Source organism: Lachnoclostridium sp. An118 (genome assembly GCF_002160985.1).
GTDB lineage: Bacteria > Bacillota > Clostridia > Lachnospirales > Lachnospiraceae > Claveliimonas > Claveliimonas stercoravium.
Genome location: NZ_NFLQ01000021.1, coordinates 43,603 through 54,640 on the forward strand (window position 1 = coordinate 43,603; position 11,038 = coordinate 54,640).

General features: G+C 40.0%; 12 protein-coding genes. 1 reads left to right on the forward strand and 11 read right to left on the reverse strand.

Features of this window, described 5'->3' with window-relative positions; translation table 11 throughout:
• Position 1: 1 nt before the first annotated feature.
• From brxC to B5E62_RS14590, 11 genes are all read right to left on the reverse strand, one after another.
• Positions 2–3,607, reverse strand: coding sequence for a BREX system P-loop protein BrxC (gene brxC, locus B5E62_RS14545; protein ID WP_087175247.1), 3,606 nt, complete (start codon positions 3,605–3,607; stop codon positions 2–4).
• Between the two features lie 17 nt (positions 3,608–3,624).
• Entirely contained in the window at positions 3,625–4,212 is a 588-nt protein-coding gene (locus B5E62_RS14550) for a DUF1788 domain-containing protein (protein ID WP_087175248.1), read from the reverse strand.
• A gap of 2 nt (positions 4,213–4,214) precedes the next feature.
• Positions 4,215–4,805 carry a DUF1819 family protein gene (locus tag B5E62_RS14555; RefSeq protein WP_087175249.1) on the reverse strand — a complete coding sequence of 197 codons (591 nt, stop codon included), beginning with the start codon at positions 4,803–4,805 and terminating at the stop codon, positions 4,215–4,217.
• The gene (locus tag B5E62_RS14560) at positions 4,805–5,026 is read right to left on the reverse strand and encodes a helix-turn-helix domain-containing protein (RefSeq protein ID WP_087175250.1); all 222 of its coding nucleotides are present in this window, start codon (positions 5,024–5,026) and stop codon (positions 4,805–4,807) included. The genes B5E62_RS14555 and B5E62_RS14560 overlap by 1 nt, the downstream gene beginning before the upstream one ends.
• 270 nt (positions 5,027–5,296) lie before the next feature.
• The gene (locus B5E62_RS17445; RefSeq protein WP_275532594.1) at positions 5,297–5,422 is read right to left on the reverse strand and encodes a hypothetical protein; all 126 of its coding nucleotides are present in this window, start codon (positions 5,420–5,422) and stop codon (positions 5,297–5,299) included.
• Positions 5,423–5,775: 353 nt separating this feature from the next.
• Positions 5,776–6,153 carry a hypothetical protein gene (locus tag B5E62_RS14565; RefSeq protein ID WP_087175251.1) on the reverse strand — a complete coding sequence of 126 codons (378 nt, stop codon included), beginning with the start codon at positions 6,151–6,153 and terminating at the stop codon, positions 5,776–5,778.
• Positions 6,154–6,827: 674 nt separating this feature from the next.
• A complete protein-coding gene (locus B5E62_RS17330; protein WP_242957964.1) occupies positions 6,828–6,989 on the reverse strand; it encodes a hypothetical protein in 162 nt (53 codons plus the stop codon).
• Between the two features lie 355 nt (positions 6,990–7,344).
• The gene (locus tag B5E62_RS14575; RefSeq protein WP_242957966.1) at positions 7,345–7,875 is read right to left on the reverse strand and encodes an HNH endonuclease domain-containing protein; all 531 of its coding nucleotides are present in this window, start codon (positions 7,873–7,875) and stop codon (positions 7,345–7,347) included.
• A gap of 2 nt (positions 7,876–7,877) precedes the next feature.
• Entirely contained in the window at positions 7,878–8,348 is a 471-nt protein-coding gene (locus tag B5E62_RS14580) for a hypothetical protein (protein ID WP_087175253.1), read from the reverse strand.
• Positions 8,349–8,384: 36 nt separating this feature from the next.
• A complete protein-coding gene (locus B5E62_RS14585) occupies positions 8,385–8,717 on the reverse strand; it encodes a nucleotide pyrophosphohydrolase (RefSeq protein ID WP_087175254.1) in 333 nt (110 codons plus the stop codon).
• A 19-nt stretch (positions 8,718–8,736) separates the two neighbouring features.
• Complete coding sequence (locus tag B5E62_RS14590; RefSeq protein ID WP_162610321.1) at positions 8,737–9,264, reverse strand: hypothetical protein; 528 nt, start codon at positions 9,262–9,264, stop codon at positions 8,737–8,739.
• A 228-nt stretch (positions 9,265–9,492) separates the two neighbouring features.
• On the opposite strand from B5E62_RS14590, the gene B5E62_RS14595 reads away from it, so the two are divergent.
• Positions 9,493–11,038 (forward strand): Sau3AI family type II restriction endonuclease (locus B5E62_RS14595; RefSeq protein WP_087175256.1); only part of this gene is annotated, 1,546 nt, incomplete at its 3' end.

An 11,038-nucleotide genomic window follows, 5' to 3' on the forward strand; every position in this document is an offset into this window, starting at 1 on the left:
ATTAACTCAATGTAATGATAGTATTCTCTTCCAGTTCTTGTAATAATTTTCGCTTCATCTCTGCCAGGAACTTGTCAATATCCTGCTCATTTTCGATAGAATAAGTTCTTGCACCTGCCACGTTACTAATGGATACATTCTTACGTTTCTTTGGCTTTGGCTGCACTGGCGTTGTTACCGGCTTTGGTGGTTCTGTATGACCGCCACCTGTCGGTGGTGTTACCGGAGGTGCCGGCTGTACCGGTTTCGGACGATGTGCTTCTTCATACTCTGTGATCTCATCCATGCAGCGAAGCTTCAATGTATCGCTTTCCAGTCTGATATTTTTTACTGCAGCAATCTCATGAGATGTATCCAGTTTCTGTTTCAGTTCTGCAAAAGCATTTACGAACTTGTCCCTGAATACGGATACAAACTCTTTCTCATCCAGCGTATGTAATACTTTTTCCAAATCATCATCCACAATCGGACGCATTTCTTCTGCTTCTTTTTCCAGTAAGGCTCCATACTGCTGGACGAATTTCACAGACATGTCTGGCAGTTTCTGAATCTGTCCAAATGGATTCTTCGCTGTCACGATAGCTTCCATCTGAGCCACATTATCAATCACTTCCTGATCTCGGACATAGATTTTACTGTTTTCAAACATCTGGATCTGTTCCAATGCTTTTTCGAAGATCTTTTTCTGACCGCCTTTAAAGAAGTCAAACACCGGTGCAGTATCATCTGCATCGTCTAACAGATCATCTCGCTTTTTATCTACTGTTTTAAAGAACTCTACCGGCTCTTTGATAGCCAGAAGTTCTTCCAGATTCTTCTTCGCCTGTTCCATTAAGGATTTGCATGGCAGCTTCGGATTTACACGATATTCAATCATGATTTCACCAAATGTTTCCAGCTTATCTTGTGCTTTATTCTTAAAGTTTCTTATAATAGTATCGTCATCATCACTGGATACGGAGAAACCAAAATAATCTTTCAATACTTCTTTTACGGAACGGATCTGTCCGTCTGTTGCTCTTTCCCTGATGTCAATCAGCAGTTTCTCTACAAATTCGCGTTTTGTCAGGTAACGTACCAGTTCGTCTTTTGTATTGGACAGCATAGATAAGCTCTGACTATTATAGGTCAGGGATACTCTTCCCATCTTAAAGAGCATAGCAACCAGCCACTGCACATCTTTCGAATCAAAACCATACGGAGCTGCCCCGAATTTATCCTGCAAAGATTTCAGAGAAGTCTTCATATGTCTTGCATTGTTAAGACAGATGACCTGAATCACTTCTTCCAATGCTAATTTATTCGGTGTTGTATCACTGGTTCCAAGGAAAGAAAGCTGTCCATCGTTGCCATTGAATACTGCAGCGATATCAGAGAGTTCCGGTGCTGTCTCCATGTAGGTCAGCTTGTTATACTGCATGGCTACCAGCTTGCTAAGTGCTTCGTTGATACGGCTTGCCGGTTCTTTGGCTGAGATATTTGCCTTATCTCCGTTCACATAGATATCTGCATGTTTCAATGCATCCTCAATAAAGATACGGATACGATCTTTCTTTTCAATACGTTCATCTTCTTTTGCACGACGGATGCTGTCAAAGCTTCCTCTTGCACCAGAAGCATTTTTATTCAAAAACTTATAGATTTTAATGGAGTCGGTAATCTCATCCAGGAAGGTACTATCGTTCGGTAATTTTACAATCACACTATGTTCCTGTGCGGAAAGCATACGCAGGGCAGAATCCGGATAATCTTCCCCATATGGTGTGATGATGGATACTCCGATATCATTGGACTGATTTCCCTTGAAATAACGATCATCTACCTTCTGGTTGAATGGGAATAAATAACGGCTGCTGTAACGATATTTCTTATCTGTAAAGATTTCCTCGAAGATTACAGTAGATGCTTCTCCGATAATCTCACCCATTTCTACTGATTCGTTATTGATGGCATTATTGATTTCCTGCTCTTCATTGGTCAGGAAGATATAGATTTCTCCATTTTTCTGTACCAGTGTCTCTCGGATCAGTTTCTTTAAGGATTCTTCAATCTTTCCACGGATTTCAATACGATCATCGTCAATATTGGAGATCATCAGCGTAGTAAGGTTATCTACATTTGCTTTGATCTCTTTGACGTATTTGATCATAAACAGTACTTTCAGCAGTTCTACATCGAACTCGTCCAGTCTGCTATTGTCTTCTGCATCGGTAATAACCTGGCTGTGCTGATGGTCAATGAATTTATGTAACGGATCATAAAAATAGCTGAACGGTACCAGCACACCTTCCTGACTGTCTTTTAAACGAATCGCAGACTCCTGGAACAGCGCTAACATAGAGCGGGACTGGTCGGATAAATGCTTTCCGCTGGCCCCATGGATACGTACAGCTGTCAACACCTGTCCAAGTAAATTGAACTGGTATGGAATAAACGGATAGCAATCTGCAAAATCTGTTTTATCTGTATATAATTTCTTGTCTGCAGTATCTGCTGTAAATGTAATCAGATTCTTAATAATAGATTCTTTCTGCTCATATAACAGCTTCAATGCAGACTCTGCAATCTCGTTTTTCTCCAAAATACGTTTCCGGATAACCTCATCTACATTGGATGCAGACAGGGATAATCTGGTATCAAAACGTCCCTGAATCTTGGAGAAGTCATTTCCCTTTGTCTTTGTAATAGAATCAATATCTTCCTGGCTGGTAACAATCACCCATGCTTTTCCTCTACAGGCAATTCCCAGATCTTCTACGATGGTCTGCAGATTCAGCATTAACTGGGTGTCATCAGCAATGTACTGTCCGATCTCATCTACAAGAAATATTACATGATGATTCGGTCCTTTTTTCTCACAATACTCTTTTACCAGAGATACGAACTTTTCAATACTGAGGTCGTAGCTTCCCTTGGCATTTTTGCACCAGTTGCGGGCAGCCTCCTCACTCATGAAATCCATAGCCACGATTGTTTTTACGATTTTATCCTGAATAACTGCAAAGGCCTGTCTCTTTTTCTCCCAAGGTGCCCCTGCAATCTCTTCAAATTTCTCTTTGAACTCTTCAAATCTGCCTTCGTTGTCCAGCTGACGTTCAAATTCTGCAAGATATGGAATAGATCCGCAATATCCCTGCATTTCATTGAATACCTTCATGAATACTTCTACGATAGCTTCTTTCCCTGATCCAACCTTTGCAGATCCTTTGGAATCAATATTAAAGAGCATGACATCAGAAGAAATGGTTCCGGAATTGGTCATCTTGGCAATCAGCATCGGATCATCGATTTTCTTTCCGTCTGTAAAGTACTCGATGGCTCTCTTTCCTTCTACCACACTGTTTTTTAACAGATAAGAAAGAATCTTTAAGAAGTGAGATTTACCACTTCCAAAGAAACCGGAGATCCAGACACCCATCTTGTCCGTATTGTTATTGATCCCCTTTTCATAGTTATCGAAAAAATCACGGAAATGTTTTAACAGTTCTTTTGTTACTACATATTCGTCCAATTCCTGATATACATTTTCTTCATCAGACTGACCTACTTTGATTACGCCCTTAATATCACGGTCAATCTGTTTCTCAAACATCTCTTTAATCTGCATTTTTCTTCTCCTTTGTTTTACCCAAGCCGGAATGCCCGGTAATAATTTCTGGAATCCATCGTTCCAAATAATTTCAGATCCTGTCCGCTGTATTCTCCAGGATAAAACATCACAACCGGCACACTGTCCAGTACCTGATGTAAATTGTTCAAAATATTATGGCTTGCAATGATTGGATGGCATTTTCCAACTCCTGTCAGAAAGATCACGCTGTCTGTCAGATCTTCCTGTAAAATCTTTGAGATAATCAGGTTCAGTTCGTTCGTTTCATCCAGTCCTAATGTCTCTACCAGACTGTCAGCCATATCAAAAAAGCCATTATCTTTTTCCAGATCAAAGAAGGCTTCCAGATATCCTTCTTCCTCTAATACCTGAATCATCGTATGAAATAGGTCAAATTCTATGATTTTAAAGTCTTTATTGCCGTTATTGATTCGGTCTTTTAAATATGCGATATGATTCCGCACTTCTAGTTCTGCTCTCGGATCATAATCAAACACATAATATCCGACTTCATTTCCAAGTCCTTTATTTTCACAGAAAGACTTTTCAGAAATTTTATCTTCAATCTGGTTCAGTCTTTCTTCCAAACTTAATCTCGCCATCCTTAGACTCCCTTCACTGCCTTTAAGTATTCTCCAAGCCCATTTGCAGTCAGTAATTCTTCTATACGGTAATCAATATGAATTGGCTTGATTGTCCTAGGTTTTGCACTGCTTTCCAGTAACCCTGCCTCAAACATCATTCTGGTAAAACACTGTTTCAGCTTCCGTACTGCAGTATCTGTCCAGCCGGCAACCACATCACTCTGCATTGCCTTATCTGCAAAAAAGACATTCAGATCCCGGTCTGTGATCTCTTTTTCGCCTAACCGGATCTTCTCGTCGTATACTTCATGTAAAAACTCAAAAAATAATCTGCTGTCCATCAGAATTGCAATCAGATTCAGAATCTTTGCGGTTTCTACATCACAAGTAATAAATGTCTGCAATACTGCCTCCGATAAGGCAGATACCCTTCGGTATGTTCCATTCAACACCTCATAGGCACGATATTCTGCTTTCACTTGATAGATATTTTCCTCCCAGGCAATCTTTCGGATGTCTGTCTTGCTAAGTCCTTCCAGAATATAACCTGCTGTTTTTCTGGACTCTTGTAGCCAAAATAATTTTGAAGTAAGTCCTGCACTATATTCCATTACTGTCCACCATCCTTTGATTCTCTTTCATAATGGACAATATCTCCGAAATCACAATCCAGTTCCGCACAAATTTTTTCCAGAACTTTTAAAGATACAAATTCCCCATTTGCCATCTTAGCAACTGTACTACTACTGATCGCAATACGGTTTATCAAATCAATTTTTTTCATATTTTTGTCAATCAACAACTTCCATAATCCATTGTATGAAACTGCCATATTTTTTACCTCTTCAATATAGTATTTCTAAATTTCCTATTATTTGGTCGTGAACTTCTGCTTTTTAATTCTTCCAATCTAAATAATCATATCATACACTTTCGTTACATTACAATACTAGTGCAAACAAAAAATTTGATTTCTCAAATTTTTTGTTTAAAATATCAGATTGTATTTTTTTATCTGCTAATGCATAATTACAAGATGGCTAAGTATCGTTATACAAAAAAAGCAGGAGATGCAGCTTATGTAACATCTCCTGCCAATTAATTAGTGGCATTTATTTTTATGATTATTTAATGTCTTGCCAGCTGCAGATTTAGCACTCTTTGAAGAATTCTTACTTGCAAGAGTTTTTCCTGCTTTGCCGACTTTTCCACCGTGGTGAACTGCCATTTTTTCACCTCCTTAAAATGTGTGGAAATGAATCGCTCTCCCCATTTCCGGAACCGATTATTGCTTAGTTGCTCTATTTAATTTTAATTTTGAAAACCTTAGCATTCTTAGGATAGATACGTACACCATTACGTGTGATATATCTCACTAAGATATACTTAGATCCGTCTTCATCGGTATAGATTTTACCCATGAAATCATCACCCCTTTCACTTTAATATTGAAAAAAGTGAAATTCATGGTATACTAAAAGTGTCTAGGTTTTAGTGAGCAATTATGAATTTCACTATTTCCATTAAAAGCTTATGGGTACAACCATAAGCTTTTTGTATATCAACACAAGAGTGCTAATATCACTTAGATTGTGATTGAGTTGCTGTATTCAAATCAAAAATTATTGCTTCTTCTGATGAAATGTAATCCCCCTCAGCTTTATAAACATTCCCAGAAAGTTCCCAATTCATCATTGTAGCTATCGTTTTCAGCAGTTCTTTATTGTTCCAACGCACAGAAATTATTTTTTTTTCGGAGTAGAACGGAATTGCACCGTCATCGTCCTTTTTTGCTTTCTGTATTGCGATTCGTTTCCCTTCTTCATCGATCATAAAGATAACATACTCTGGTTTTCCCATTCGTATAATTGCAGCTTTACTGAATGCAATTCCATTGTCTGTTATTGACACAGAAGAAGTTCCGACTGCCATATTGTATTGTTTGAATCCTTCTAACATCGAACCATCTCCTTTCTCACTTGTTATAATATCAAAACATTTTATTTTTGTCAAACATTATCGTTTATTCTTTTCTCTTTATTCGTTTCTTTATCGTTCCGAACTCGTTTTTATTTTTAAGCATTTCAAAAAAACTCCTATTTTAAAGGATTGTTGACACCATAAATATTTCTACTTTAATTTTAAAAATCAAAAAAACAAGTGTTCCGATATCATAAAAATAATATCTCAAATTATCATCTTAGGAAGCAAGATAAACGCAAGAATACACATACATAAATTACTATTTTAGAAATGAAAACTTTTGGTAAATATTTTGATTGAAGAGTTCTTTTATAAACTTTTGTTTTACAAAACTTATTATAGATTCTCCTCGTTTTACTACACCATTTACTACACCATTTTCGCAAAAAATGACGATTTTTGACGACTCCAGACAAAAAGTAAGAACCCGCAAAAACCTTGTAAAATAAGGCTTTACGGGCTCTGACGCCACAGGACAAAACCACCCCAAACGAGCCAAGAGGTGAGTGCTAATCTCTAGACTTCCCATCAGCCTTCATACCACACATTCTCACAATTACTCAATACCTCTGAGCATCATCACGCTACATCATCTTAAAAATCACATTCATCCACCGAAACCCTTTTGTCCCGCTCACATCTTCTGCATACTACAATTCTTTCATCTTCAACTTGGCATTGACCGCCAGTGTCTTTTCCACCAGCTGTTCAGTAAACTCCAGAAAGTAACATCCATCCGCTGACTTGCCTGTGGGGATTCCGGTTTTCCCGGAAATATATACAACTCCATTATCATTTAAATACAGGTCCACCTTTCTAAAGAAGCAAAGCACTTCCTCTTCCGACAGATGTATCAGTGACGCGCACGACCAGATGCCGTCAAATCGCTATGTTGGCTAATAACTCTGAATATCAGAACATACGACTTCTCCTGAGAACACTTTTCGGATTTCCAGGCAAAGGTTTCTTGACGACTTCAGCTCGATCACCTAATATCTCTGCTGCGGGAAATAACATACATCAAGCCCACTGCCACTCCCCACATCAAGTATCCTTACACCCTCTTTTAACAAAGGAATAACCCTTTGATACTGCACCGACAGATTGGCAGAAAGGGTTTCTTCCGCATAGCACTTTGCATTTTCTTCACAATACTTATCCATAACCTTATACCTTCAGGCTCCAATTCGAAAATCCCATACTCTTGGCCGACTGATACACCGGAAAAATAACCTCTTCCAGACGCCCGGAAAACTCTCTTTCAGACAGACCTTTTTGATACAGTCTGTGTCGGATCTCCGGGTTATTCAGATGTTCCCTGGCACATATTTCAAAAGCTTCATGTATTTCTGGATATTCCCATAGCAATTCATAGGATACATACTCACTTTTGCACAGCACGGGAAAATAGGCGTCCCAGTCCGGAAGGCTGTTGCTTTTGCTGCTGTTGATGCTTCGGGTGGTAGGAGTCAGATTCCAAAGTTCATCGTGAGCCACATAGGACCAAGGCACAAAATGGTCAATGGATATATTTTTCGCATTCAACAGGTTTTCTCCATAGATTTCATGTACAGGTCTTATGGAAACGATCATTTTCCAGTACTTTTTTACTTTTTCCAGATTGCGCTCTCTTGGCGGATAGAGCTTTTCCACAATCCCCGGAACACTGGGATTTCTTCTCTGAAGATACTGGATCATATTTAATTCCACCCAGCCCTGTATGATTTCATAATTCTGTTTAATATAATCCGCCCATTCCTGTTCCACTCCTTTCCCTTCATGGACGCCATGAAGGGCGCCTGCAGACGATACGGAACATTCTGGGCCAGAGTCCGTTTCAAAACTATGACTTCTTTATCCTCGCAAGTCGCAAGATATTTCAGGATTGCCTCTTTCTTCTCACTGGATTTCATATGACTGATCTCACTCAGCCGATGGACCACTCGTTCCAGGGCATCATTTGGTCCCAGATTCAGGCGATATTCTGAAACCATATACCAGGCATCTGCAATCATCTCGTCGATCAGTTCCTCAAATGTAATTGTATGACACCCCTCTTTTATTTTCCCTGCGATTGCCTGAAACCAGAATAATTTATAGCACTCGCTCTTGTTGTCAAACAATCTGGAAAAATGGGCAATGTCCAGTATATCCGAATAGGGTAACTGCATATTGATCTCCCACGTTTTATCGTTACTTGCATATCCTCACAGTTCCGTATACTTTTCTTTATGTCCGTACGCTTTTTCCACCGGATACTTCTCCGCATTCTTCTTTATCTTTTCCTGGATGATCTCATCCATATCCAGCCCACAGGTATCCGCCATCAGGATACAGTAATTCAACACATCCGCAAGCTCTTCCCTGATCTTGTCTTTTTTCTCCTCACACCTGACATCTTCTGCGCTCCACTGAAAAACTTCCAACAGCTCTGCTGCCTCCAGACTGATGGAGATCGCCAGATCCTTCGGATTGTGAAATTGCTTCCAGTTCCTCTCGTCTCTGAATTGTAATACCTGCTCGATCGTTTCCTTTGTCATCTTTAACCCTCGCTAAATCCTAATAATAAAATGATGGTGCGCCAGGGAAATCCAATAACTCTCGCCCCTTTTTCCAGTCATCAGCCCGACACATCACATCGTCCAGAGTTACACTCGAGTCAGCCCTTGTAGCCAAAACGGCCTCTGCATATCTTTTAAAAGACATTCTCCGGCCTTCATAACGACCTCTGCTTTGTGGATAATTGATCTCCTCTTGTAATGTTGTCCAATAGAGGATACATTTCAGGAACCAGATCTGGGGCAGATCTGTTGCCTTGTGCTGCCAGCCTTCTTCATATACTTCTTCCAACAGTTCCAGCATTTCATGATCATCAAGCGTCCCATTCAGGACATAACTTGCCACAATGACGCACACCACACTGTGCCTTAACGCTTTTCCCGAGACCAACAGAAGGTAGTCTCCCGGATTTTTCCCACCCGGATAACAGACTTCGAGATTAGGGAAGACAGAAAATCTTCTCTGCCGTCCATCCGTGTTATTTGCCCATAAGTATTTCATATATGTTACACCTTCATCAAAACTCATTGATCCAAATCTATTGCCAGATCCCGCTTCCATTCTTCTCTTGTCTCCTTAAAAGTCTGTCATATTTGGTCCAAAGCCTTTATTTTCTATAGGATATCATGTCAACTTTACTTTTTCCAGTACACCAATGTACTTTTAGCGCTCATTAAAGTATAATCATATATAGGTTTTTTTCTGACGATCCACAGACTCGATATTCATTTCGAGTGACCTTATGGAGGTGACTGTATGTTATTTGACTATGATAGATCATCTGCGGATAGTATCTTACATTATGCCAGGCAATTAGAAGGCAGGACTTTCCTTGAGATAAAGAGAGAGTTTAACCCAGACCCCGAAACGGATGACGAAGAGGCACTGACTGAAGACACAAATGCCAAAGGCCAGTTGGGGAATTTCCTGGAAAAAAATTTCTTTGGGTATGAACCAAACAGTGTTCAGGAGGCAGATTTCAGGGAAGCCGGCGTTGAGCTAAAACAAACCTGCATCGATCTAAAAAAGAACGGCGAGTACACCGCTGGCGAAAGACTATCCATTACCAATATTTCTTTTGAGGAACCTGTTGAACATGATTTCTACAAAAGTCATGTATGGGAAAAGATCCGATGTATCTTGCTCATCCATTATTTAAGGGACAAGACTATCCCGCGCATGCAGTATAAGATCATGTACGTAAATTTGTTTACGCCTCCTGCCGATGACCTTTCTATCATCATCGAGGATTATAAGAAGATAATCGGTAAGATAGAGGCCGGAAAAGCCCACGAGCTCTCTGAAAGCGACACCTTATACCTGGGCGCTTGTACGAAAGGTTCAACTGCCGCCAAAAGCATGCGCCCCCAATATTACGGTGATCATACTCCCGCAAAGAAACGTAATTTTTGTTTCAAACGCAATTACATGGACTACGTCCTTCACAAATACGTTTTAAGAGATGCTGTACCCTGCGAAAAGATCATCACAGACAGAGGGGCTTTAAAAACCCGGACCTTTGAAGATATCATCACCGGGAAGATCTTTCACTATGCCGGCAAAACTGACAGGCAGCTTTGTATGCTGTTTGACAGAGAATATAACAACAATAAGTCCCAATGGAGCGATCTGGCTTATCGCATGCTGGGCATCAAGGGAAATCATGCGGAAGAATTTGTCAAAGCCAATATCGTTGTCAAATCTATCCGGCTTGAGGAAAACGGTGCTATGAGTGAGAGCATGTCCTTTCCTCCCTTTAAATTTATCGAGCTGGCTGATCAAAAATGGGAAGATTTTGATGTTTACGAGTATTTTTCCGAGACCAAGTTTCTTTTTGTCGTTTACAGACGTCAAGGAGAAGAATATGTATTAAAGGGAGCCAGGCTTTGGAATATGCCTGCCGCGGATCTGGACGGCACTGTGCGGGAAGGCTGGGAAGAAGTCCAGCGTATCATCAAAGAGGGAGTTCGATTTACAGTGAATCCCGATGGCAGGATCTCCAATGATCTTCCCGGGAAAAAAGATAATCGCATCATACATATACGCCCCCACGCAGCCAGATCTGCATATCGGCTTAACAACGGGATCATTCGTGGCAATGTAGAACGAGATGCAAACCCGCTGCCAGATGGGCAATGGATGACTACACAAAGCTTTTGGATCAATAATAGCTATATCCTTGAAGGTAGTGTAAAAAACTTTGTGGCTTTGGTAAAAAATGGCTCCTTTTTGGTAAGAATTACAGATATGACAATTCTTATCGAAAAGGAGTTTATTTATGGCAGTAGCAAAAGACCAAATC